Below are 23,755 nucleotides of genomic sequence, written 5' to 3'. Positions count from 1 at the left end.
TGATAGCGAAAACGCCACGGATTTTCATCATTTGAGTTTTATATTAATGTTTATGATAAAATAAGATGATTGATGACATAGGCAATGCGCATACATACAACGCTGACGCGTATCATAATGTAACAGGAAATTTTCACTATTAAGCGCCTCATCATCACTTTTTATGAGTGAAATTCACCGGTCTTATTTTTTACCAAAGGGTATGGATGTCAAAAATGCTTATATATAGCTGTTAAGGCCTATCAAATTGAGGCATTTTGCATAGATGGGATCATCTTTTTGAACATTTCTTTTGATATCATATTATTGATTTGAAACCATTAAGCTATGTTTTTGAAGCGGTGTCTTTGGCACCGCTTCACACGGTAAAATAACCATGATCCCTTCAATGAAGTGACGTTATGATGAGGTTAAGATCAGTAAAATCTGTTTGATTAGTTTTTGCGCATGATAAGGCAAGCCGCTAATCCAACACCCGCAATAATGGCCAAAAGGGTTTTTGGATTATCTTTGGCTTTTTCTTTCAGTTCATGTGCATGATGGCTAACATGGTCAATTGCTTGACGCCCTTTTTCTTTCATCACGCCGACAGCTTCGCCAGCATGATAGTTTGGGTCAGTCCATTGGCTTTCTCCTGTCAGAGTAGACAATTCCCGTTTTAATTCGTCAATACGTTTTTTTGATTTTTCTGTTGTTGAACCATTATCTTGAAAAATACCCATCAATGTCTCCTTTTTGTTTTATAATGATTAAGCCGATGTGTAAGACGTTTTTTGTAAAATATCTTAAATAATGCGTTTTGGTTTCATTTTATTGTTTCAAAAGAAACGTAAAACGCGTAAAAAGGTTTCATAGAAATTGTCTTTTGATAGGGGACAACTATTGATCAAAACTGCGATCTTGCAATACAATAAGATATGTTGAATGCGAAAATGAAATTTCCATATTAAAAGATCACATATTGGAAGATAGCTTGAAAGGTCGTATTTTAAAAAAGATTATTGAAACCATCGTTGTAATGCGTATAAAATGATGCTGCATAGTGGTTTTAAAAATCTGCATAGAAAAATAAGCAGAGGACATATTGTCGCTTTTCCTTTATAAGACATCAACAAAAACTAAGATTTTACGGCACACATGACGATGTATAGGATCGTTCAACAAAGTGAGTGTAAACGAATTATATTATGACCCAACAAGAATATTTTTCAAAAGCCTTTTCTCGTCGTCAATCCGAGAGCGTTAATGTCGGCGGGGTTATGGTCGGTGGAAATAATCCTGTCGTTGTGCAATCGATGACCAATACTGATACGGCCGATATTGATTCGACCGTTGCGCAAGTGGCAGCCTTATTTAAAGCAGGCTCAGAAATTGTTCGTATCACTGTGGATCGTGATGAATCAGCCGCAGCTGTTCCAAAAATTCGTGAGCGTTTGGAACGTTTGGGTCTTCATATACCCCTTATTGGTGATTTTCATTATATTGGTCATAAACTTTTATCCGATCATCCAGATTGTGCAAAAGCCTTGGCAAAATATCGTATTAATCCGGGCAATGTTGGTTTTAAGGATAAGCGAGATAAACAGTTTAGTGATATTGTTGAGATCGCCATTCATTATAATAAACCTGTTCGCATTGGGGTCAATTGGGGGTCTCTTGATCAGGAATTGCTCACACGCCTCATGGATGACAATGCAAAAAAAGGCAGCATTTTATCTGCCGAAGAGGTGATGCGTGAGGCGGTGGTTCAATCCGCATTACTTTCAGCACAGCTTGCCGAGGATATTGGTCTTAATCGCGATAAAATAATTTTATCAGCTAAAGTCAGCCAAGTGCAAGATTTAATTGCCGTATATACAATGCTTGCTAGCCGCTGTAACCACGCTTTGCATTTAGGCTTAACAGAAGCTGGTATGGGCACCAAGGGTATTGTGGCTTCTTCTGCCGCTATGGGCATTTTATTGCAACAGGGTATTGGAGATACAATTCGAATTTCTCTCACGCCTGAACCGGGTGGGGATCGCACAAAGGAAGTCCAAGTATCACAAGAACTTTTGCAAGTGATGGGCTTTCGCCAATTTATCCCCATTGTTGCGGCATGCCCGGGCTGTGGTCGAACAACCTCTACGGTGTTTCAAGAATTGGCGCAAAAAATTCAAAGCGATATTCGAAAAAATATGCCCGTATGGCGTGATAAATATCCCGGTGTTGAAGCGCTAAATGTTGCGGTTATGGGGTGCATCGTCAATGGGCCTGGTGAGTCCAAACATGCCGATATTGGTATTTCCTTGCCCGGTACGGGAGAAACGCCAGCTGCCCCTGTATTTGTTGATGGTCAAAAACTCAAAACATTGCGTGGCGACAATATTGCCGCCGAATTTGAACAAATGGTGGCTGACTATATCGAAAATCGCTTTAAATGAATTTATCTTTACAAGAAAGATTGCACAAAAACCATAAAGATAGCTTCAATGTCTTATTTTGCTCAATCACGATCATGCTTATAAATTTTTTTAAGGGTCTTTATTGATGAAAAGATCGATCATGAAGCCTTTTACTTTTGTGATAGTGCATTGAAATGAAGCGGTTTTGATCCCAGAATATTGTGATGAAGATTTCAAAGACGTTTCACAGATGATCTTTGTGTCATTTTGGAGTTTCTTAAAAGCAAAAAATAGACTCATGCAAATCTGTTTTTTCAACACTATTATGACGATTAAAACGCGTCTTTCGCCCTATGTTAAAGACGTGTTGCGTTAAACACGTCTTATGTCACATATTTCTATAAATCATTTTGAAGCTCTATCCGTCCTGCACTGCGCTCCTTCAGCCATGAGGCAAAGGGTTTAATCATTGAATTTGGCACTTGCACTGAAAAAAGGCATCCTTCGGCGTCAAATTGTTGATCAATCAGCTTGGCTTGAAAGGTGGCTGTTTCATTTTCAACACTAGTAATGAGATGAAACGGACAATGAAAAGTCACTGTGCCCCAATCAATAATTTCTTCACGTTCAGCGTTTTGTAGCAAGCGCGCCGCGCCGCCACCATAAGCCCGTGCAAGTCCGCCTGTCCCCAATTGAATACCACCATACCAACGGGTAATGATAACAAGAATACGATCCCAATCTCGTCCTTCAATAGCATTTAATATTGGTTTGCCAGCCGTGCCTGTAGGTTCTCCATCGTCACTAAAGCGATAGTTTAAACCATATTTCCATGCAAAACAGTGATGCGTGGCATCTTCTTGGCGTATGTCTTTAATGATATTATCGGCGTGTTCGAAAGAATGAAGTGGAAAAGCACGTGTTAAAAAACGGCTTTTTTTAATTTCTTCAAGTGCCTCTAAGGGTGCAGCAAGCGTAAATGGCATGACGGATCTCTCAAAAGTCTCCTTTAAACCCAAAGTGAAAGTTTAAAAGTAAAACTGTGTCAGAGCAAGACGGTTGGGTTGATAGAGTGTTGTTGTGCTTGTTTTTGATGTTTTAATGATGAAACATTAAGTGCAAACATTAAAATGCGTGCTGTAAGGATCAAAGAATCTTAATTTCTATGATGATGCGCTCTTGCTTAATGCTTTCGATTAGCGATGAAATGCGCAGTTTGTCGTAAAAGAAAAGCTTTTTCTTTAAAGGGAAAAAGAAGCTCTTCTGCTTGTGCAACTAAGCCTTCTAATTGTTTTTTTGCCCATTCTTCACCGTGTAGTGCCACTAAGGTTGCTTTATTGGCAGCAATATCTTTTCCAGCCGTTTTTCCAAGCGAAACTGTATCTGATGTCACATCAAGCAAATCATCAGCAAGTTGAAAAGCAAGACCAATAGCTGCACCAAATTCTGATAATCTTTCATAGTCTTCACGTGTTGCATTGCCAATCAGTGCACCTGCCTCACAGCCATAACGGATAAGGGCACCTGTTTTCATCGCTTGTAAGGTGATAATATCTGTTTCCTCAACTGTGACATGTTCCGATTGTAAATCCAGAACCTGTCCACCAACCATACCGCCTAAGCCCGCACTTCGTGCAAGTCCGCTTATTAAGCGTAATTTTGTTTCGGCTTTTAGTTCAAGAGCCTCATCGGCAATCATATCAAAACTCATCGTTAATAAAGCATCACCAGCAAGAATAGCGGTTGCCTCGTCAAACGCTTTATGAACAGTGGGTTGTCCACGGCGCAAATCATCATCATCCATTGCAGGCAAATCATCATGAATGAGCGAATAACAGTGAACACATTCGAGTGCTGCTGCAACACGCAATGCCGCTTGTGGATTGGCATCAAAAAGTGCAGCTGTTTGCATCACAAGAAAAGGGCGAAGCCTTTTGCCGCCATTTAGTACACCATGGCGCATCGCGGCTAAAAGAGATTCAGGACGATGAATTTCACCGAGTTTTAACGAGGGTTTGAGCGCTTCATCTAAAAAGTGACCGATTTTTTCAGCAGTGTTAAGAAGTGTATTGGCAAAATTATCCATTGTCCTGACTTTCTTTTTCTTGCAATATGGGCATGAAGCAATCGATCGACCTCGTCAAGAGTTTGCAGTATAGTGTGATGATAAATAAAGGGTATCATCTGTGGTTACATCACAAAATAAACGTCATAAAAAAATATCGAAACAAACAAAATATCGTTTTATGACGTATTTTTTGCTGATAGTATTGGTTTTGCCGTTTTTTTTCATTGTGTTTTATCGGTTACCTTTTATCCACCCTCTCTCGACTTTAATGATAAAAGATCTTGTCTTATTGCGTGGTTATGATCGCCAATGGGTCCGTTTAAACGATATATCGCCTCATCTGCGTTATGCTGTTATCATGTCTGAAGATGGAAAATTTTGTGCCCATCATGGCGTGGATTGGAAAGAATTACAAAGTGTTATAACAAGTAAAAACGGACCCTCACGCGGGGCTTCGACTATTACAATGCAAATGGTCAAAAATCTTTTTTTATGGCATGGTCGTCCTTATTATGTCAGAAAAGCATTGGAAATTTCTTATGCCGTTGTTGCCGATCAAGTTTTGTCAAAAGAAAAAATTTTAGAAATTTATCTCAATATTGCAGAATGGGGATCGGGTATTTATGGTGCAGAAGCTGCCGCTCAGCATTATTTTAAAAGGTCGGCAAAAAATCTTACTGCACGTCAAGCCGCTTTGATGGCTGTTGCTTTACCCAATCCAAAATTGCGTCATCCTGCCAAACCATCCGTCAATCTCACACGTTTGGCAATTTTAATTGAAAACCGCGCGCGTCAATCAGGCGCCTATATTCAATGTGTGCGCTAGGCTTAAGTTTCATTCACTGTATCAAAAGCTATGAGGATTTAAGTGACAAAAGGTAAAAGAGCAGTGAAAATATGTTTTTCTTAAAAATTTGTCGACAAAATTAATCGCGAAAGTTTTCGATAGACAAAAAAGATAAAACAGCTTCCATCTGCTTTGTCAGAAAGAGCAATCAAAACCTTTATCTAAGAATCACTTTTTCCTTACATATTTTTCCCTTGCATAATTTTGCTGTTTATCATGCTATTTTAATATAATGAAAAGGGATTGAGCCTAAAGAAGCCGCTATCGACTTGGTTTGTACTTAAATTTTCATAAAATGAAGGCGCATTTGGTTTTTTTTAAAGATTTTCATCTTTTTCGTCGTCATCTTTTAAAAAAATGCGCTTTGAGTCTGGTCAAACTCATGTATTCAGTGTATAGGCACGCACAAACTTATCTCTTTTTTTCTGAAAAGTGGGCATTAGGCTTATCTGTCAGATCTATTCTTAGCAAATTTGGAGTATCATTCCATGGCTGTACCTAAACGAAAAACATCCCCGTCTAAGCGCGGCATGCGTCGTTCGTCTGACGCTCTTAAAGCGCCGACTTATATTGAGGATAAAGATTCAGGTGAACTACGCCGTCCTCATCATATCGATTTAAAAACTGGTATGTATCGTGGTCGTCAGGTCTTAACACCTAAAGATTGATGATGTGATGTTTATCACTACGAAAACCGGTCTTATGGCCGGTTTTTTTGTTTTAAACATGAAGACGTGTCATAGCCTTCTCATTTTTTAAATGTGTGGTCGGTCGTATCCGGTCACATCATGACTATCAATCTATAACTTTTGGTGATGAAAAATGTTTCTGTGGTTGAAGAAGTGTTTCATGCGTTTGCCGCGCTTTTGAAAACTGTTTTAAAATGATGCGCCTATTTTATCGTTTTGGCTATCATATTCTGTTTTATTGTAGATTTTAAAAGCGCTTTTTACTGTCATGCTTACTTGACTACGTGACGTTTTCATCTTGGTCATCTTGTATAAAATAAGGCTAAACACTTTGTTTAATCATAATGAACACGTCATTCTCATGACAGATCGTTTTTATAATCGGATCATTAAAATTCACCACAATGTTTAAAAATTAATACGCTTAAAAAAGCCTGATAAATCCTTTCATCTGTTTTTTAAAGCAGAGGTTTTGCTGAAAACTGGATTTTTTGATATTCGCATACTATATTGATAATAAATTTTTATTACGAAGAAAGCGATAGCCTTCAGAACAAAGTTAGAACATGTAAATGTCAGCGATTCGTCGCTGATTCGTTCCACTCTTGTTCTCAATTTCAAAAATTGTGGTGCATACTTTGTGAAGGACAAGACTTGCACGAGAGTGAATAAGGCGGTAATTCCTTTTAAAAGCTAAAACGTGTTTTGTCATTCGTTTTACAGAGCGTTTTATAGCTGGCATTTGGAGTGTATTATGGCGAAAGCCCCCATGAATGTTTCGGGGCGTGATGTGACAGCGGTTTTAGGCCCGACTAATACAGGTAAAACACATCTCGCAATAGAACGTATGTTAGCTTATGATAGCGGACTTATTGGGTTGCCTTTAAGGCTACTTGCCCGTGAAGTTTATCAACGCATATGTGAAAAAATTGGCGCTCATCGAGTCTCTTTGGTGACTGGTGAAGAAAAAATAATCCCCCCTAATGCGCGTTATTCTGTTTGTACAGTGGAAGCTTTGCCTCGCGAAACAAAAGCATCTTTTGTTGCGATTGATGAAGTGCAGCTTTCTGATGATTTAGAACGCGGACATATTTTCACAGATCGCATTTTGCATTTGCGTGGGCAGCATGAGACCATGCTTTTGGGTGCCGCTACAATGCAGGGCATTTTGCAAAAGCTGTTGCCTGGCCTTACGATTGTCACGCGGCCGCGTTTTTCGCATTTATTTTATACAGGGTCTAAAAAGATCACAAGGCTTCCAAGCCGCAGCGCTATTGTGGCTTTTTCATCTGAGGAGGTTTACTCAATTGCTGAATTTATTAAGCGTCAGCGCGGAGGGGCAGCCGTTGTTATGGGGGCTCTTTCACCGCGTACGCGAAATGCGCAAGTGGCACTTTATCAATCAGGTGATGTTGATTATCTTGTTGCAAGCGATGCGATTGGCATGGGACTTAACCTTGATGTCGATCATGTTGCTTTTGCGCAAACACGCAAATTCGATGGCTACCAGTTTCGTGATTTAAAACCCGCAGAAATGGGACAAATTGCAGGTCGTGCAGGCCGTTATATGCGTGATGGAACATTTGGTGTCACAGGAAGGGTGCCGCCTCTTGAAGAGGATCTTGTCGAGCGTATTGAAGCCCATCATTTTCATCCAGTAAAAGTGATGCAATGGCGCAATGCACATTATGATTTTTCTTCCATTGATGCTTTGAAGCGGTCTTTAGATATGGCGGCGCCTCTTGAAGGTTTGGTAAAAGCATTGCCAAGTGTTGATGTTCAGGCGCTGGATTTTTTAACGCATGACTATGATATTTTGCGTCTTGCACAAAGCCGTGAGCGTATTGCTCTTTTGTGGGATGTGTGCGCTCTTCCTGATTATCGTAAAATTGCCCCTGCACAACATGCAGATATTATTGCAACCATCTATCATGATTTGGTAAAGAAGGGTGCAGTGAATGAAAATTATATGGCAGAGCAAATTTCTCGAGCGGATCGGATTGATGGAAATATTGACACATTATCACATCGTATTGCACAAATCAGGACATGGACTTTTGTCTCACATCGTCCCGGATGGCTTGCCGATCCGCAACACTGGCAAGAAAAGACGCGAGAAATTGAAGATAGATTGTCAGATGCACTGCATGAGAGGTTGACGAAACGATTTGTAGACCGCAGAACAAGTGTACTTATGAGACGGCTAAGAGAGAATGTAATGATGGATGCCGAAATTCTTGAAAATGGTAATGTTCTTGTTGAAGGACATCATGTTGGTAAACTCGACGGTTTTCGATTTATTGCGGATGTCGGGGGCGAGGGGAGCGATGCGCGTGCATTGAAAGCTGCTGCGGCACAAGTGTTGACCACAGAGTTTGAAAAAAGAGCAGAGCGTTTGAAAGCTTCCCCCAATGGTGACTTGGCAATTGGGTCAGATGGAGTGGTGCGTTGGATTGGACAACCTATCGCCAGTCTTGCTGCAACGGACGATGTTTTAAAACCGCGAGCAGTCTTGCTGGCAGATGAACATTTAAACGGGGCGATGCGTGATCAGGTGAGTCAACGTATTGAGCGGTTTGTGCGGTATCATTTTGAAACAGCTTTAAAGCCACTTTTTGATCTTATAGAGGCGGATGCTTTGGTGGGGGTCACGCGCGGTTTGGCATTTCAATTGGTTGAAAAATTTGGTGTTTTACCCAGGCGTGATGTTGCTCAAGACGTGAAATCTTTAGATCAAATATCGCGAGCTGCCTTGCGGCGTCTTGGTGTGCGTTTTGGCGCGTTTCATATTTTTTTACCCATGATGTTAAAGCCTGCTCCTGCGCAAGCTTTAACGTTGCTATGGGCGTTGAAAAATGATGGACGTGATTTGCCGGGATATGGTGATGTGTTGCCTGTTTTGTCTGCTGGACGCACATCGGTTGTGATTGAGCCGACATATACTCCTGTTTTTTATCATCTTGCAGGTTATCGCATTTTAGGCCGCCGTGCTGTGCGTATAGATATTTTAGAGCGTTTGGCTGATTTGATAAGACCCGCATTGAGTTGGAAAGTGGGCATGCAACCACGACCCGATGGGGCTTTTGATGGAAAACAATTTTATGTTACGCCAGCAATGCTTTCTATTCTTGGAGCAACGCCTGATGATATGGAAGAAATATTAAAAAGCCTAGGATATCGTGCGCATGTGAGCGATACGGTAAGTCTCGAAAAAGCACTTTTAGAAAAAAGTCGTACAACACCAATCCCCTCATCTTCTTTACCAATGGCTGAGCCTGTGGGATCTTATTGGAACGATCTGTCATCAAAAATGGTGCAAGAGGTTCCTGCCGCCGAGCCGATTGGTCCTTTCTTTTCTTCAAAAAATAAAAATGAAGAGGCAAAACCTGTTACATTATGGCGCTATCAGGGGCGTCATGAAGCGCGTGCTGCAAAACCTTATCAAGCAACGCAGAAGAAAAAAGCCGATCAATCAGCACATAAGCACCCAAACACCTTTAAAAAGGGCGATGATAATAATAAGAAGCCTCGCTTCAATAAAGCGGCAAAAAATGAAACAGGATTTCATCATAAAAAGCCTAAATCAGCACAAAAACCTTTGGATCCTGATTCTCCTTTTGCAAAACTTGCCGCTTTGCGCGAGCAGATGAAAAGATAGTTTTCATGTTTTGTTTTGAGGTTTTTTATGAGTGAAACATTGGACAAAAGACAGCGATTGGATAAATGGCTGTTTTTTGCACGTGTTTTAAAAACACGCAGTCTTGCTGCTCGTTTTGTATCATCTGGAAAAGTGCGGGTGAATCGTGAAAAAATTACCAAACCTGCTTTTTCTATAAAATTCGGCGATATATTAACAATCACGCTTGAGCGAGGCATTATCATTTATAAAATTTGTGACTTGGGAAACCGTCGTGGCCCTGCAAGTGAGGCACAAGCACTTTATGAAGATCAAACACCCAAATTAAAATCATCTGAAATACAAAAAAGTATTACGCCTTCTCATTTTTACATAAAAGGGCGACCAACGAAACGCGATCGGCGTCAGTTGGATCATTTCCGTCGACAAGATATATGACAATTGGCTCTTATTGTGGACTTGAAACAGCGTTATAAAAACGCTAATTCAATTTTGTTATCAAAACGTATCCGTTAAAAAGTGTGACAGGCTTTTGTCGGAATGCGCTTGACGTGAACACTGGAGATTTGAAAATGACCTATGTTGTGACCGACAATTGCATTCGCTGCAAATATACTGACTGTGTCGAAGTGTGCCCTGTTGATTGTTTTTATGAAGGCGAAAATATGCTCGTTATTCATCCTGATGAGTGTATTGATTGTGGTGTGTGTGAACCAGAATGTCCAGCTGAAGCGATTAAACCAGATACAGAGCCGGGTCTTGAAAAATGGCTTGAGCTCAATTTAGATTATGCATCAAAATGGCCAAATATAACAGTTAAAAAAGATCAATTACCTGAAGCCACAGAAATGGATGGCGTCCCTGATAAGTTAGAAAAATATTTTTCCTCAGAACCTGGAAGCGGCGATCAATAAAATGCATATCAGTCGTAAGTGGCTTGTTGTTGATTTCTTTGGTTTTTTATGATATGTTTCAAAAATTCAGCTGGTAGCTGGATGTTTTCCTAAGTTGGTTTTATCTCTGGAAAGGTGTGCTCATCTTGCATGTTTTTTTTGCGCCATTTTTTAATGTGTGCAGCAATATATTTGCGGACGAGTAAGGTCGTTTTGATGGTTGTGGTGCAAACATTTTAAACGCCTGGTCCTTTCTTATAAACGCTGCTTTAAAAATATCTACTATCATAGGGTGCGCCCATTTCGCGTTTTTAATCCGTGTCCACCGCCTTTTTGGTCTTGGATACAGAGGGAGTAAGAAAAAATATGTCATCCCAGCAAAAAAAATCCTCCGTTCGTCAAGGATTTAAAGCTTCAGAATATATCGTCTATCCTGCTCATGGCGTTGGTCAAATAATTGCTATTGAAGATCAGGAAGTGGCAGGACACAAACTGGAATTGTTTGTCATTCATTTTGAAAAAGATAAAATGCATGTCAAAGTTCCTGTGGCAAAAGCAATTTCCATTGGTATGCGCAAATTATCAGAAACAGATTTTGTTGACCGAGCGCTAAAGGTTTTGCAAGGACGTGCGCGTATTAAGCGGACAATGTGGTCAAGACGTGCTCAAGAATATGATGCAAAAATCAATTCAGGTGATTTGATATCCATTGCAGAAGTTGTGCGTGATCTTTTTCGTGCCGATAATCAGCCAGAGCAATCTTATTCGGAAAGACAACTTTATGAAGCCGCCCTTGAGCGTATGGCACGTGAAATTGCTGTTGTGAATAAAATTTCTGAAACAGAAGCCGTGCGTTCAATCGAAATTAATCTTGCTAAAAGTCCTAAAAGAGCAAGCAAAGCGGATAGTGATGTTGAAGCTGATTCTGAAGATGGAGAAGTTGAAGCGGCTTAAAGAGTCATCATTTTGTATATGAATCCTCTTGTCACCATGACATGAAGCTTCCAAATTAATTCATTTGTCGCTGTTTGTTTTATTTAAAACCCTGCCATATGGTGGGGTTTTTTATATAATGCACTTTCTTTATGATGTTTGATCATGATGAGAGATGAACAGATCATGTATAATCTTGTATGAAAGTGATGAATATTGAGTGGTATTTACATAAAATCTTTTTATGCATAATCCTTCATCTTTTTTGAAAACAAAAATATGAGACTGTTTTCAATCGTATGAATGCCATGACGACGGATTATTTTTTTAAAGTCTCATTTAGAAGTTTCAGTGTGTTTAAGCGATGCGAGATTTAGGCTTATGACCACTTTATTGAAATGATATAATCAACAGCAATAAATAAAATAGCAAAAAAGACAAGAAAAAAAGTAAAAATCGGAGAATATGTCTCTTTATTAGATTTTGACAAAAAAGATTTAAGCGGTTTTTATACCCTCAGGATATGGAAAGTTATTCTTAATAATTTTGTTGAACCATTTTGAAACTATGCTTTCACTTTGCGCTTTTTTTTCGCTGTCAACAAAATGTTCTTATATTTTTCAGTCTCATACTTGTTGAACATAATGAATAGACCTTTAGCCTAGATTTATACCCTTAATAGAAAAGACAAAAGAAGTCACAATAGCGCTTAAAAAAAATGAGCGCTTAATAACAATCATTTCCAATAGGCATTTTAATCCCTGACAAACGAATGAATGCATAAAGGTGTGTTTATTCGTAAAAACATTTCATTTTAAGTGATGATTGCTTAAAAAACGAGGTTTTATGCGCTTAAGTCTTTAAAAGAAAAATTTTGCTTTCAATAAAGTATTTCTTATCGCAGTTATCGTGTGCAGCGAAAGATCTTATGGTTTTCATCACAACTTTCTTTGAGAAAATAAGGTTTTTTCAAAAATTCTTTATGGATGATTTTGAAAATCAAGTACAATAAGTGATCAGTTAAAATCATATTACTTTATCATCATCTCTTCAAAAAAACAGTCATTATAATTGTTTGCCACAATAAGAATGACTGTACTTATATTGTTGTCATTTGGAGTTTAAATGTTGCTTTTTTGCCTTTTTTTGTTTCAAAGATATTTTGTCATCTTATTATGATGTGTATTCATTTTGTCTTTATTCTCAAGATTTTATAACAATTTCGTGTATTGCCTGTATTTAAAATTTTAAGTTGTAATGTTTCTAGTATAAGTTTTATGGAACGAACACATGATTCGTTCGTTAAGTAGACGTGTAAACTAGTCCATTTAAAGTAATTGAGAATAAAGGGGTCATAATGAACAACCTTTCCTCTTCAGTGGATGTCACCACTAAGTCCTATAAGGGTGTCGATAATACATTAAATCTTCATATGATGCGTTCTGCAATAAAAGCGCCTTATCTTGAAAGAGAAGATGAACATGCGCTCGCATGCCGATGGAAAGAAAAAGGCGATAGTGAAGCAATGCATCAAATAGCGACCGCACATATGCGGCTTGTTATTTCTGTCGCTGGACGTTTTAAATATTTTAAACTTCCTTTTGCAGATCTTGTTCAGGAAGGTTATGTAGGCCTGCTTGAAGCTGCATCACGGTTTGAACCAGATCGTGATGTACGCTTTTCAACCTATGCAACATGGTGGATTCGGGCATCGATACAAGATTATATCTTGCGCAATTGGTCTATTGTTCGTGGCGGAACAAGTTCAGCCCAAAAAGCACTTTTTTTTAATCTTCGCCGTTTGCGTTCAAAATTAGCTCAAGACAATAGTCAATTGACTAAAGAAGAGCTTTATCAAATGATTTCACAAAAATTGGGTGTTTCCACTACTGATGTTGAAACAATGGATTTTCGTTTTTCCAGTTTTGATCATTCTCTCAATACACCTTTGGTCAATGATGATGAAAACTCTGGTTCAAAAATGGACACATTAGTTGATGATGCGCCTTTGCAAGATGCCTTGGTTGAACGCGAAATTGATGGTGAACGCCGTGCGCAATGGTTGCAGGAAGCGTTAACAAACTTAAATGAAAGAGAAATACAAATTATTCGGATAAGAAGACTGGATGAAAAAGGGGCAACATTAGAAGCCGTGGGTGCTATGATGGGCATATCAAAAGAAAGAGTAAGACAAATAGAAGCGCGTGCATTGCAAAAGTTAAGACGCGCCCTTTTAAACTCTAATACAATAGGCGCATATGAAATGTCTTAAAATTTTTTATGAAGAGTTTTCTTAATATTTAAATTCCTTTATAAGGTAGCACTTAAGGAGTTTAAATTGCAACTTTATGATCAACAAGCGCGTGAAGAGCAACGCTTACTTCAGTATTCTATTGCATCAACATTATTATTGGCAATAAGCGCCATTTCTATTGGAATTTTTTCTGGATCTTCTTCCATTATTTTTGATGGAATGTATTCTGCAGTTGATTGTCTTTTTAGCATTGCTGCATTGGCAGTTGCGCGTCTTATATTTATTGACGTTAATCGACAAAAGCGCAAAGCTCCTAAATTTACTGAACGTTTTCAAAACGGTTTTTGGCACTTTGAGCCAATACTTTTAGCCATTAATGGTTTATCGTTAATGATTGCCGTTTTTTACGGCCTTTTTGAAGCCATTAGCACACTTCTTCGAGGTGGCCATACTCCTGATTTCGGTGCGGCTTTATGGTTTACAATATTTGGTGTGTGCCTGTGTTTTGGAATGGCGATTTTTGAAGCTTATAAAAATAGAACGATCCGTTCAGCCTTTATTGCTATTGATGTGAAAAGTTGGATTGTATCGGGCGCAATTAGCTTGGCACTTTTATTTGCTTTTATCTTTGCCTTTTTTATTGAAGGCACCTCTTATAGCTGGCTTTTACCTTTTATTGACCCAAGTGTATTGGCTCTTATCGCCCTTGTGATGATACCGATACCCCTCAAAACCGTTTTGAAAGCGTTTCGTGAAATCTTAATGATTACACCGGCTTCTTTGGATCACCATGTTAATCGTGTTGTCGATTCTATCGTAGAAAAATATGGCTTTGTTGATTCTCAGAATTATTTAGCCAAAGTCGGCCGTTCGACAACAATTGAAATTCATCTTATTTTACCTGAAAATTTTCCTCTTAAGTCGATTGAAGATCTTGATAAAATACGTGAGGAAATTGGAGCATTGATTGGTGATGCTGGACCTGATCGCTGGTTGACAATATCTTTTACAGCCAATCCACATTGGGCATATTAGCAAATTCTGCTTAAAGCCATAGGCGATTTTACCAATGGTGCAAAAGACTGCCAATTCCCATTCACCCTATTATGCTTATGCATATATTGATAAGCATCTTATGCAAATAAAGTCTGTAAATGATAAAATATTTTAAATGATGCTATTATTCAGAAATAATTTTAACGCGGCTTCCTGCTGAAAGTGTCGCTGTTGGTGAAAGAGCATTAATAATGCGGAAAAGCTTTTCTTTATCCATTGTTCCTTGCATCTGTTCCGCCATTGATGAAACGGTTTCTCCTCCTTTAACACTGACGACATGTATGCGCAAAGGTTTCAGGGAAGAGATTTGCCGTGAACTTAAGGCTTTAAATGTTTGTGTCGTGGCGTTTGATACGGCACTTATAGCGTTTGAATTTTTGGGTGCGGCAGTTAAAAATCTATAAACACGATCTTTTAAGTTGATGACCACAACATCAAAATCCCATTTATCATTGGATGCGCGTGCTGATGCTGCTTGCAATCCATCAATGGTTTTTGATTGTATCGAAGTTTTATCAAGGCCACTGACCCAGCCGCTTTTCATATAATCTGTGGCAGACATTTTATTTGGACGCGCAACACCATCAAAACGAATGGCAATATCGCCTGGTCCGCTTGCCATCACAGCATCTGTCGAATTATCAATAGTAAATCCTTGTGGAACAGAAAAAGTAATGCCAAGTTTTGGATGGATAAATTGATTGCCTCTTATATAGCCCTCTTCTGGGGTATCACCGAAAATCATACCATCGATGCCTTTAAGAAAATCAGCCCGATCTGTTGTGCCAATGCCAGGCGCTCCAACCTTGCGCGCTTGTGAATTGGCCAAGCGAATGCGCTGCGGCGTTGCTGGGTGGCTTGCCAGAAAATCGAGGGTGGCATCGGTTGCACCTGAAACACTACGATAATCAGCATAAGCTTCCATCGCTTGTAAAAAACGCGGTGAAGAAAAAGGATCATATCCAGCACGTCCAAGTGTTTGAATACCCAAAGCATCTGCCTGTAATTCTTGATTGCGAGAAAATTGCGCAAGACGCAATTTACCACGAATAGCGGCTTCACGTTCAACAGTACGGTCACCTAAGACTTCGCTGACCACTTGATTGGTAATTTCAACTTCTTTTTCAACTTGCTGGCGCAAAAGACCATGATTGGCCGTTACGTGGGCCATCTCATGTGCCAAAACGGCAGCCACTTCAGCAGAATCATTGGCTAATGCCAGCATACCCCTTGTGACATAAACATAACCACCAGGAAGGGCAAAGGCATTCACATTTGGCGAGTTTAAAATGGTAATGCGATAGGTTTGGTTAGGATTATCAGAAACCGCGGTTAATTTGCCAACAATTTTTGCGACCATTCTTTCAAGTTTGGCATCGCTATATTCACCACCATAAGTTTTTAAAATGCGTGGATGCTGGCGCGCACTTAATTGAACCAAGGCATCATCCTTTGCCACTTTGTCAATTGTGATAGGCGCGCCTGATGGCTTTAATCCGCCATCTGCTTTATTAAAGTCTAAGAGTTGGCAAGCAGAAAGACAGATAAAAACACCGATAAACGCAAAAACACGCAAACCAATTTTTAAAAAAGGTCTCAAATAGTTATCCTCGTCAATAGATTTTAACACCATCACCATTTTCGGTCCGTTCATACCAAATCAATCATTGTTATTTTATACTTATATAGGACGTGTCCCATTGCTTTATTTTTCGATCTTCATAGATTTGAAATCATAGTGTATTTTATCTTTATGCGATCTTTATCGTCAAATCTAGGCTTTATGTTATAGAGAATTTATTGAGTTCACTGGCACCAAATAATGGATATGTTATGACATGTTTTACCATTCTTTTAGGCGGCAATCTGACAATGACAGATCGATTGCGCGCGCAAATTCAAGAAAGCATTGTGTTTGCTGCTGATGGGGGAATGGCTCATGCAAAAGCATTGAATGTCAAGCCGAAATTATGGATCGGTGATTTTGATTCATCCAATGATGCTTTAAAAAAAGACTATAAAGATATTGAAGTTCTTTCATTCCCCGTTGAAAAAGATATGACAGATGGGGAGCTTTCTGTCGAAACAGCTTTAAAATGGGGTGCTACGCGGTTAATTTTATGTGGCGCATTTGGCGGAGAGCGTTCCGATCATAGTTTTTATCATCTTGTTTATGCTTTATCGCTAGCAAAACGTGGGATTGACGTATTTTTAACCAGCGGAAAAGAGGAAGCTTATCCCTTTTTACCGGGAGATAAAAACATTGAGCTCCCTCAAGATTCACTTTTTAGTATTATCGGATTAAGCGATCTTGAAGGTTTGACGATTGAAGGAGCAAAATGGCCCCTTAAAGATCATAATGTTGCTTTCGGTGCGTCTTTAACGCTTTCTAATTATGTGCAGGGAAATTTGAATTTAAAACTTAGCGGTGGTCAAGCCCTAATTTTAGCCACTCCAAAATGATTATGATTATTTTGATTCATTTGGTAAAAAGATGTTAAGATTAGTGATGATAGAAACTTATTGAAAGAGGCGCATAAGCATTCATATGATCTTTGTTTCTCCTTATTGTTACAACACACTATATATGTTATGTTATAACTGTATAAAGAGAAATATTGACGAAGAGTAGTTTAAAAAAAGAGAGTATAGATATGTTAAAACGACTTTCAATTATTACCATTGTTTCAGCATTAGGTTTTGCCTCAGTGGCGTGTACTGCAAATGAACAACGCACAGCTGGATATGGTGCAGGCGGTGCAGCTCTTGGTGCATTAGCAGGTGGTGCGATTAAAGGCAACGCAAAAGGTGCATTAGCAGGCGCTGCAATTGGTGCAGCAGCAGGCACAGTTGTCGGTGTGGCCACAAAACGTAATGGTGTACAATATTGTAATTACCGTGATCCTTATGGTCAAATGTATCAAGCACCTTGTAACTAATATGAAAAAAAGAGCCGCATAGAGTGAGTATTTATTCTTATGCGGTTCAATATTATCTTGTGTTATGATTGTTTTATTGAAACATTTATGGTTTAAAAGGTCGATTTTATCGACCTTTTTTATTGTTTTCCTGATTGTTTGGATTTACTTGACACATGACTCTGGATTTCTAAAAATAAAAAACTTGTTTTTACTGTCATAAAAATACCGTCACGATCTGTCATATCACTGACGATAAATGCGGAAAAACCAGTCTTTTTAAAGTCTTTATACAGATCAAATGACAATAAAGTTTGCACGTAAATTGGAATAAAGATGTCTCCACCTCTTCTTCATCTTGATCATATTTCTCTCACTTTTGGAGGAACGCCATTGCTAAGCAATGCGGCGCTTTCTGTTCAAGTAGGGGATCGGATTGCTTTGGTGGGGCGCAATGGTTCAGGAAAATCCACATTATTAAAAATCGCTGCTGGATTGATGGAGCCAACAAATGGGGAAGTTTTCCGACACCCTTCTTCAACGATACGCTATCTTCCGCAAGCCCCTGATATGGAAGCATTTAACACTGTCAGTGATTATGTTGCCGCAGGCTTAGGACCAAGTGATGATGACTATCGGGTCAGTTATATGCTGGATCATCTTCATCTTGATGGTGATGCCAATCCTAAAAATCTTTCTGGCGGTGAAGCAAGGCGGGCGGCATTGGCGCGCGTGATTGCGCCACAACCTGATATTTTATTGCTTGATGAACCGACAAATCATTTGGATCTTACAACAATTGAATGGCTTGAAAGTGAATTAAACCAAATACGATCAGCTTTGGTGATTATTTCGCATGATCGTCGTTTTTTAGAAAACGTCACACGTTCAACTGTTTGGTTGGATCGTGGTGAAACGAAGCGTCTTGAAAAAGGTTTTGGTTTTTTTGAAGAATGGCGTGATAAACTTTTGGAAGAAGAAGAACGTGAACACCATAAGCTTGGACGCCAAATAGAACGAGAGGAACATTGGCTGCGCTACGGTGTTACGGCAAGACGTAAACGCAATGTTCGTCGTTTAGGTGATTTGCAATCATTGCGCCAACATTATCGTGAGTATCGCGGCCCTCAAGGTGTGGCTGTCATGGAGGCTGCAGAGGCACAGGATTCAGGAAAGCTCGTTATTGAAGCAAAGTCGATTCATAAAGCCTATGGAGATCGTATTCTTGTTGATGATTTTTCTATTCGTATTCAAAAGGGCGATCGCATTGGTCTGGTGGGACCAAATGGTGCAGGCAAAACTACGCTTTTATCCATGCTGACAGGCACACTTCAACCCGATTGCGGTATGATACGTCTTGGAGTTAATCTTGAAATGGCAACGCTTGATCAAAAACGCGCACTTGATGAGCGTGAAACGCTGGCCCATTATCTTACAGATGGGCGTGGTGATAGCGTGATTGTGAATGGTCAACAACGCCATGTAGTTTCTTATATGAAAGATTTCTTGTTTCAGCCTGAACAAGCGCGTACCCCTATAAAAGAATTGTCTGGTGGGGAACGCGCAAGACTCATGCTCGCGCGAGTATTGTCACGCCCAGCAAATCTTCTTATTCTTGATGAACCAACCAATGATCTTGACATGGAAACACTGGATCTTTTGCAAGAGCTTGTTTCCAATTTTCCTGGTACTGTTGTGCTTGTGAGTCATGATCGTGATTTTTTAGATCGAACAGTCACAAGTGTGGTCATGCCTGAAGATAATGGTGTGTGGTTGCATTATGCTGGCGGTTATAGTGATATGTTGGCGCAAAAGAAACAAGCCAATCGTCTTGAAACAAAAGTTGAAAAATCATCTGACAAGAAAGTGCATGAAAAAAATGCACAAAATGTACAAGTAGAAAAACAAAAATTATCTTATAAACAAAAATATGCTTTGGAACAATTGCCGCTTGAAATGGCGGCTTTATTGGATGAAATAAAGCGGTTTGAAACAGAATTTTCCGATCCTTCGCTGTATACACGTGATGAAAAACGATTTCATAAATTATCGCAATTGCTTGATGAAAAACGTCTCTTGCTAACAAAAAAGGAAGAAGAATGGTTGGAATTAGAAATGCTTCGTGAAGAGATTGAAGGAAATTTTTAAAAGCAATGACTTCTTTTTAACTTAAAGTCTGTTTTGTATAGAAATTGTGGAAGATCACAATTTGTCGTATTTATTTTTAAAAGGGCACCATCACAAAAACTGATAAAGTCTTATAAAGATAACGTTTATTATTTATAAAACTTTTAAGCGCAGCCGCTATTTTAATCCATGCGCTTTTTTAAAATTTAAGACTGAATATGATGATAAAGCTTAAAAAAGGTAAAATGATATTTTCTTTTTTTATATATGTCATCTTAGAATAAAATTTCAAAAAGCTCCATTTGAAGCTTTTTGAAGTGATATTATCTGGTTTTTAACACCGTTAGAGACCAGTTATGGACCTCTCAAATGAAACCCTTTTGTGTCATCGCATTAATTCATGCCAAGCGCATCTTTATAAAGTTGGATCATGGCTTCTTCTTCTTGACGTTCATGATCTTCTTTTTTTCTTAAACGAATAATTGTTCTGACGGCTTTATTATCAAAACCTGTGCCTTTTAGTTCGGCATATACGTCTTTAATATCATCAGAAATTGTTTTTTTTTCTTCTTCAAGACGTTCAATTCGCTCAATAAAAGAGCGTAATTGTCCAACAGCTAAAGCTTTTGTGTCGTCTGTCACATCACTCATGGAAATGGTCTCCAGATAATTTTGGTTATAAATTAAGAAAATATGTTTGCAATAGTGGTTTGAAATGCATGAGTCTCTCTATCAGAGTCAAGCCGCATATTTATTTAAATCACTATTTGCGTAAAATTTTATAAAGCACGGCTGGTAAAGTATTTTTGTGTGTGAATGGATGGATCTTCATTAATTTTTGAAAGAAGAGGGGCGAGATTATCAACCCATTTTTCAATAGCAGCATCTGTTTCCAATAAATCTTGGCGAATTTCAATTAAAATATGCGCAATGCCGTTTTCTGTACAATGACGATTCATCGTGTCGCCTTTCAGCGCACCATCATAGGGTTGATTATTGCCGATTGTTAAATCCTTAAATTTTTGTAGTCCGTCATAAAGAGGAGAAAAAACGCGGTCGTCGGTGTCCCATAACAGTCCAATTTGCCAAGGGCGGGGTGTTCCACGCCAGATCGGTGTGAAGGAATGCAGTGAAACGACCATAGGGCTTTTTTTTGTTTCTTTTTCAACCTCAGTGATTGTTTGTTTGATGGCTTGATCATAAGGATTATAAAAATCTTTTATTCTTTTTTGTCGCTCAAAATCATTCATAGGATAATTGCCGGGAATAACGGCACCATCGGAGAGTTGCGTAATAAGGGTGGGATCCTGTAATCCCCGATTGGGATCAATCAAAAGACGTGAAAAATTGCTTAAAATCGCAGGCACTTTTAAGCGCGCACTAAGCGCATGAGTGAGTGCTTTTATGCCGATATCATAAGCAATATGGCGTTGTAGATCATGATCGAATAAGCCTAATGTGCCATAAGTTTGTGGTAAATGATTGCTTGCATGATCGGCAAGAAGAATAAGACCCGAGTGATTGTTTCCTGATAGTTTAAAGAATGAAGACACATTTTTGTCCTGTTGAGATCGTGTTAAAACTATTTTATGCTAAACTTCTGTATGATAAAGGGGTTGATTGACAAATCTTTTAAAACCAAACAAAACAAAGCATATTTAAGTAAAACAATAAACAAAAAATCAGTTTATAGCCTAAGGTGTGAGTAATGCTCAAAAAAGAAATTGCGGTTCTTCTATTTGGTTTAACAATGATTTTGATAAGTGTGAGTTTGGCACGGGCGGATTTTCGTGTCTGCAACACCACACAAGCAGTGATTGGCGTTTCCATTGGATATAGAGCACCTGCAGGCTGGGTGAGCGAAGGTTGGTGGGTTGTTGGACCAACACGATGCAAAACTATTATTGATGGTAATTTATCTTCTAGATTTTATTATCTTCATGCAGAAGACGCACAAAATACTGACAGTTGGGATGGTCCAGTCAGCATGTGCATTAAAGATACCGAATTTAAAATTGATGGTGTGAATGATTGTTTTGCTCGTGGTATGCAAAAAGCAGGCTTTCAAGAAATTGATACAGGAAACCAAACAAGTTGGATGGTGCAACTTTCAGAACAAGATACAAACACTACGACATCTCAAGGTGGCTTGCCAACGCCGAATACACCTGCACAAAATAATCAATCCCCCCAAGGAAATACGACAAATACTCAAACCCCAAATATGAATGGTCAAACAGGAGCACCAACGCAATGAAACGGGATCGTAGAGTAAAAATACTTGCCACACTTGGCCCTGCATCAGCTGATGAAGCGATGATCGAAAAATTATTTATGGCAGGTGCGGATGTTTTTCGCATCAATATGAGCCATGCCGATCATGATATGATGCGATTATTGGTCAAACGCATTCGCCATATTGAAGAAAAATTAAAACGCCCTATTGGTATTTTGGCTGATTTGCAAGGACCAAAATTGCGGGTCGGAAAATTTGCTGAAGGACGTGTTGATCTGGTTATTGGTCAAAGTTTTACCTTGGATAATCAGGACCTTCCCGGTGATAAAGACCGTGTTTTTCTGCCTCATCCTGAAATTTTTGAAGCAGTAAAACCCGGTGAACGGCTGCTGATTGATGATGGACGACTTCAGCTTTTGGCTGAAAATTGTTCGCCACAAGCCATACAATGCAAAGTCGTAGCTGGCACACATATTTCCGATCGTAAAGGGGTGAGCCTTCCTGATACGACACTTGGTGTCAGCGCAATGACTGAAAAAGATCATAAAGATCTACTTGCTGTCCTTGAAGAACCGATTGATTGGGTTGCACTTTCTTTTATACAACGCCCAGAAGACATTGCAGAGGTCCGTAAGATTTCAAAAAATAAAGTGGCGCTTTTATCAAAAATAGAAAAACCACAAGCGGTGCAACGTATTGAAGAAATCGTGGAACTCTCCGATGCAGTGATGGTGGCACGAGGCGATCTTGGCGTTGAAATGCCTTTAGAAGCGGTTCCAGCCATTCAGATGGATATTATCAAAATTTGTCGACGTGCTGGTAAGCCTGTAGTTGTTGCAACGCAAATGCTTGAATCAATGATTGGTGCGCCTGTGCCTACACGCGCCGAAGTCTCAGATGTGGCGACAGCTGTTTATCAGGGTGCGGATGCTGTTATGCTTTCAGCGGAATCAGCATCAGGGCACTATCCTTATGATGCTGTTTTAACGATGAATCGTATTGCAACAAAAGTGGAGAGTGACCCTAATTATATTTCCATGATTGGTGCGCAACACCCAAAACCTGAAGCAACAGGGGCCGATGCGATTTCACTTGCTTCGCGCCAAATTGCTGAAACATTAAATATTTCTGCCATTGTTGCTTATACGGCATCTGGTACAACAGGCATTCGGGCATCGCGTGAACGTCCCAATACGCCTATTATAGCGCTTTCGCCAGTTGTTGAGACAGCGCGTCGTTTGGCATTGGTGTGGGGGCTTCATTGTGTTGTCACGCAAGATGCTTCTGATCTAGATGATATGGTTGATCGTGCTGCTTTTATTGCTTGTAGTGAAGAATTTTGTGCGCCGGGTGAACGGATAATTATTTCAGCAGGCGTGCCTCTTGGAACACCGGGGGCTACCAATATGCTGCGTATCGCCTCTATTTCTGATGATGGCAAGCATGGTGTTTAAAGTTCTGTCTTTTCAAAAATGATCATTATTTTGTGTGATCATTTTTGTTTTTTTGAACATTTCATGTAAAAAAAATACTGTGAGAAAAAATGTTTAACACGTTATAAAAACGTAACGTGATGATCGTTATATGACTATGAAACAAGCTTAAAATTCATTAACGGCTGAAGGGTAATAGTGAATATTTATGAACAGTTTTCAAAACATTGGCCAAGCTAAATCATGCGTATTTGAGGTGGTGTTCGCGCTTAAGATTGGC

The 23,755-nt window shown here is 39.2% G+C and carries 20 protein-coding genes; 14 read left to right on the top strand and 6 right to left on the bottom strand.

Annotation, left to right across the window (positions count from 1 at the left end; genetic code table 11):
- Positions 1-434 precede the first annotated feature (434 nt).
- Positions 435-722 carry a hypothetical protein gene (locus tag ME5_RS00860; protein ID WP_008037514.1) on the bottom strand — a complete coding sequence of 96 codons (288 nt, stop codon included), beginning with the start codon at positions 720-722 and terminating at the stop codon, positions 435-437.
- Between the two features lie 465 nt (positions 723-1,187).
- Here ME5_RS00860 and ispG point away from each other — a divergent pair, with 465 nt between their 5' ends.
- Complete coding sequence (gene ispG / locus ME5_RS00855; protein ID WP_008037513.1) at positions 1,188-2,423, top strand: flavodoxin-dependent (E)-4-hydroxy-3-methylbut-2-enyl-diphosphate synthase; 1,236 nt, start codon at positions 1,188-1,190, stop codon at positions 2,421-2,423.
- Between the two features lie 359 nt (positions 2,424-2,782).
- Here the strand turns inward: ispG and ME5_RS00850 are convergent, their stop codons facing one another.
- Both ME5_RS00850 and ME5_RS00845 read right to left on the bottom strand, forming a co-directional pair.
- A complete protein-coding gene (locus ME5_RS00850) occupies positions 2,783-3,370 on the bottom strand; it encodes an IMPACT family protein (protein ID WP_008037512.1) in 588 nt (195 codons plus the stop codon).
- Between the two features lie 197 nt (positions 3,371-3,567).
- Positions 3,568-4,470, bottom strand: coding sequence for a polyprenyl synthetase family protein (locus tag ME5_RS00845; RefSeq protein ID WP_008037505.1), 903 nt, complete (start codon positions 4,468-4,470; stop codon positions 3,568-3,570).
- A gap of 160 nt (positions 4,471-4,630) precedes the next feature.
- Here ME5_RS00845 and mtgA point away from each other — a divergent pair, with 160 nt between their 5' ends.
- From mtgA to ME5_RS00800, 8 genes are all read left to right on the top strand, one after another.
- The gene (gene mtgA, locus ME5_RS00840; protein WP_245256535.1) at positions 4,631-5,278 is read left to right on the top strand and encodes a monofunctional biosynthetic peptidoglycan transglycosylase; all 648 of its coding nucleotides are present in this window, start codon (positions 4,631-4,633) and stop codon (positions 5,276-5,278) included.
- 509 nt (positions 5,279-5,787) lie between these two features.
- Complete coding sequence (rpmF, locus tag ME5_RS00835) at positions 5,788-5,967, top strand: 50S ribosomal protein L32 (RefSeq protein WP_008037501.1); 180 nt, start codon at positions 5,788-5,790, stop codon at positions 5,965-5,967.
- Positions 5,968-6,742: 775 nt separating this feature from the next.
- Positions 6,743-9,646: a helicase-related protein gene (locus tag ME5_RS00830; RefSeq protein WP_008037500.1), complete on the top strand. Its 2,904-nt coding sequence runs from the start codon at positions 6,743-6,745 to the stop codon at positions 9,644-9,646.
- Between the two features lie 27 nt (positions 9,647-9,673).
- Positions 9,674-10,063, top strand: a complete 390-nt coding sequence (locus tag ME5_RS00825) for an RNA-binding S4 domain-containing protein (RefSeq protein WP_008037499.1) — start codon at positions 9,674-9,676, stop codon at positions 10,061-10,063.
- A gap of 134 nt (positions 10,064-10,197) precedes the next feature.
- Positions 10,198-10,539 carry a ferredoxin FdxA gene (fdxA, locus tag ME5_RS00820; RefSeq protein WP_008037498.1) on the top strand — a complete coding sequence of 114 codons (342 nt, stop codon included), beginning with the start codon at positions 10,198-10,200 and terminating at the stop codon, positions 10,537-10,539.
- A gap of 345 nt (positions 10,540-10,884) precedes the next feature.
- The gene (locus ME5_RS00810) at positions 10,885-11,472 is read left to right on the top strand and encodes a CarD family transcriptional regulator (protein WP_008037497.1); all 588 of its coding nucleotides are present in this window, start codon (positions 10,885-10,887) and stop codon (positions 11,470-11,472) included.
- A 1,336-nt stretch (positions 11,473-12,808) separates the two neighbouring features.
- Complete coding sequence (locus ME5_RS00805; protein ID WP_008037496.1) at positions 12,809-13,723, top strand: RNA polymerase factor sigma-32; 915 nt, start codon at positions 12,809-12,811, stop codon at positions 13,721-13,723.
- Positions 13,724-13,789: 66 nt separating this feature from the next.
- Positions 13,790-14,740: a cation diffusion facilitator family transporter gene (locus tag ME5_RS00800; RefSeq protein ID WP_008037495.1), complete on the top strand. Its 951-nt coding sequence runs from the start codon at positions 13,790-13,792 to the stop codon at positions 14,738-14,740.
- Positions 14,741-14,885: 145 nt separating this feature from the next.
- On the opposite strand, the gene ME5_RS00795 is transcribed toward ME5_RS00800, so the two are convergent.
- On the bottom strand, positions 14,886-16,394 hold the full coding sequence (locus ME5_RS00795) for a M48 family metalloprotease (RefSeq protein WP_425338837.1): 1,509 nt from the start codon (positions 16,392-16,394) through the stop codon (positions 14,886-14,888).
- Positions 16,395-16,594: 200 nt separating this feature from the next.
- Between ME5_RS00795 and ME5_RS00790 the strand changes: the two genes are divergently transcribed.
- The 3 genes from ME5_RS00790 (at position 16,595) to ME5_RS00775 (ending at position 19,827) form a co-directional block, all read left to right on the top strand.
- A complete protein-coding gene (locus ME5_RS00790) occupies positions 16,595-17,224 on the top strand; it encodes a thiamine diphosphokinase (protein ID WP_008037491.1) in 630 nt (209 codons plus the stop codon).
- A gap of 191 nt (positions 17,225-17,415) precedes the next feature.
- On the top strand, positions 17,416-17,700 hold the full coding sequence (locus tag ME5_RS00785; RefSeq protein WP_008037489.1) for a hypothetical protein: 285 nt from the start codon (positions 17,416-17,418) through the stop codon (positions 17,698-17,700).
- 315 nt (positions 17,701-18,015) lie between these two features.
- Complete coding sequence (locus ME5_RS00775) at positions 18,016-19,827, top strand: ABC-F family ATP-binding cassette domain-containing protein (protein ID WP_008037488.1); 1,812 nt, start codon at positions 18,016-18,018, stop codon at positions 19,825-19,827.
- A 372-nt stretch (positions 19,828-20,199) separates the two neighbouring features.
- Here the strand turns inward: ME5_RS00775 and ME5_RS00770 are convergent, their stop codons facing one another.
- Both ME5_RS00770 and ME5_RS00765 read right to left on the bottom strand, forming a co-directional pair.
- On the bottom strand, positions 20,200-20,457 hold the full coding sequence (locus ME5_RS00770; RefSeq protein WP_008037487.1) for a DUF2312 domain-containing protein: 258 nt from the start codon (positions 20,455-20,457) through the stop codon (positions 20,200-20,202).
- 128 nt (positions 20,458-20,585) lie between these two features.
- Positions 20,586-21,359, bottom strand: a complete 774-nt coding sequence (locus tag ME5_RS00765; protein WP_008037486.1) for an N-formylglutamate amidohydrolase — start codon at positions 21,357-21,359, stop codon at positions 20,586-20,588.
- Between the two features lie 155 nt (positions 21,360-21,514).
- On the opposite strand from ME5_RS00765, the gene ME5_RS00760 reads away from it, so the two are divergent.
- Both ME5_RS00760 and pyk read left to right on the top strand, forming a co-directional pair.
- A complete protein-coding gene (locus ME5_RS00760; protein WP_008037485.1) occupies positions 21,515-22,063 on the top strand; it encodes a DUF1036 domain-containing protein in 549 nt (182 codons plus the stop codon).
- A complete protein-coding gene (gene pyk / locus ME5_RS00755; RefSeq protein ID WP_008037484.1) occupies positions 22,060-23,496 on the top strand; it encodes a pyruvate kinase in 1,437 nt (478 codons plus the stop codon). The genes ME5_RS00760 and pyk overlap by 4 nt, the downstream gene beginning before the upstream one ends.
- Positions 23,497-23,755 lie beyond the last annotated feature (259 nt).

The organism is Bartonella tamiae Th239 (assembly GCF_000278275.1).
In the GTDB taxonomy this organism is placed as follows: Bacteria; Pseudomonadota; Alphaproteobacteria; order Rhizobiales; family Rhizobiaceae; genus Bartonella; species Bartonella tamiae.
The sequence above is the reverse complement of the archived record's forward strand: the minus strand, read 5'-3'. Positions and strand labels throughout refer to the sequence as shown.

Excerpts from the sequence above, each read along its gene's own strand:
- ME5_RS00775 (WP_008037488.1), top strand. The coding sequence starts at position 18,016 with ATGTCTCCACCTCTTCTTCATCTTGATCATATTTCTCTCACTTTTGGA.
- ME5_RS00810 (WP_008037497.1), top strand. The coding sequence starts at position 10,885 with ATGTCATCCCAGCAAAAAAAATCCTCCGTTCGTCAAGGATTTAAAGCT.
- ME5_RS00795 (WP_425338837.1), bottom strand. The coding sequence starts at position 16,394 with ATGGTGTTAAAATCTATTGACGAGGATAACTATTTGAGACCTTTTTTA.
- ME5_RS00805 (WP_008037496.1), top strand. The coding sequence starts at position 12,809 with ATGAACAACCTTTCCTCTTCAGTGGATGTCACCACTAAGTCCTATAAG.
- ME5_RS00850 (WP_008037512.1), bottom strand. The coding sequence starts at position 3,370 with ATGCCATTTACGCTTGCTGCACCCTTAGAGGCACTTGAAGAAATTAAA.
- pyk (WP_008037484.1), top strand. The coding sequence starts at position 22,060 with ATGAAACGGGATCGTAGAGTAAAAATACTTGCCACACTTGGCCCTGCA.
- ispG (WP_008037513.1), top strand. The coding sequence starts at position 1,188 with ATGACCCAACAAGAATATTTTTCAAAAGCCTTTTCTCGTCGTCAATCC.
- ME5_RS00760 (WP_008037485.1), top strand. The coding sequence starts at position 21,515 with ATGCTCAAAAAAGAAATTGCGGTTCTTCTATTTGGTTTAACAATGATT.
- fdxA (WP_008037498.1), top strand. The coding sequence starts at position 10,198 with ATGACCTATGTTGTGACCGACAATTGCATTCGCTGCAAATATACTGAC.
- ME5_RS00770 (WP_008037487.1), bottom strand. The coding sequence starts at position 20,457 with ATGAGTGATGTGACAGACGACACAAAAGCTTTAGCTGTTGGACAATTA.
- ME5_RS00845 (WP_008037505.1), bottom strand. The coding sequence starts at position 4,470 with ATGGATAATTTTGCCAATACACTTCTTAACACTGCTGAAAAAATCGGT.
- ME5_RS00790 (WP_008037491.1), top strand. The coding sequence starts at position 16,595 with ATGACATGTTTTACCATTCTTTTAGGCGGCAATCTGACAATGACAGAT.
- ME5_RS00785 (WP_008037489.1), top strand. The coding sequence starts at position 17,416 with ATGTTAAAACGACTTTCAATTATTACCATTGTTTCAGCATTAGGTTTT.
- rpmF (WP_008037501.1), top strand. The coding sequence starts at position 5,788 with ATGGCTGTACCTAAACGAAAAACATCCCCGTCTAAGCGCGGCATGCGT.
- ME5_RS00825 (WP_008037499.1), top strand. The coding sequence starts at position 9,674 with ATGAGTGAAACATTGGACAAAAGACAGCGATTGGATAAATGGCTGTTT.
- ME5_RS00830 (WP_008037500.1), top strand. The coding sequence starts at position 6,743 with ATGGCGAAAGCCCCCATGAATGTTTCGGGGCGTGATGTGACAGCGGTT.
- ME5_RS00860 (WP_008037514.1), bottom strand. The coding sequence starts at position 722 with ATGGGTATTTTTCAAGATAATGGTTCAACAACAGAAAAATCAAAAAAA.
- mtgA (WP_245256535.1), top strand. The coding sequence starts at position 4,631 with ATGACGTATTTTTTGCTGATAGTATTGGTTTTGCCGTTTTTTTTCATT.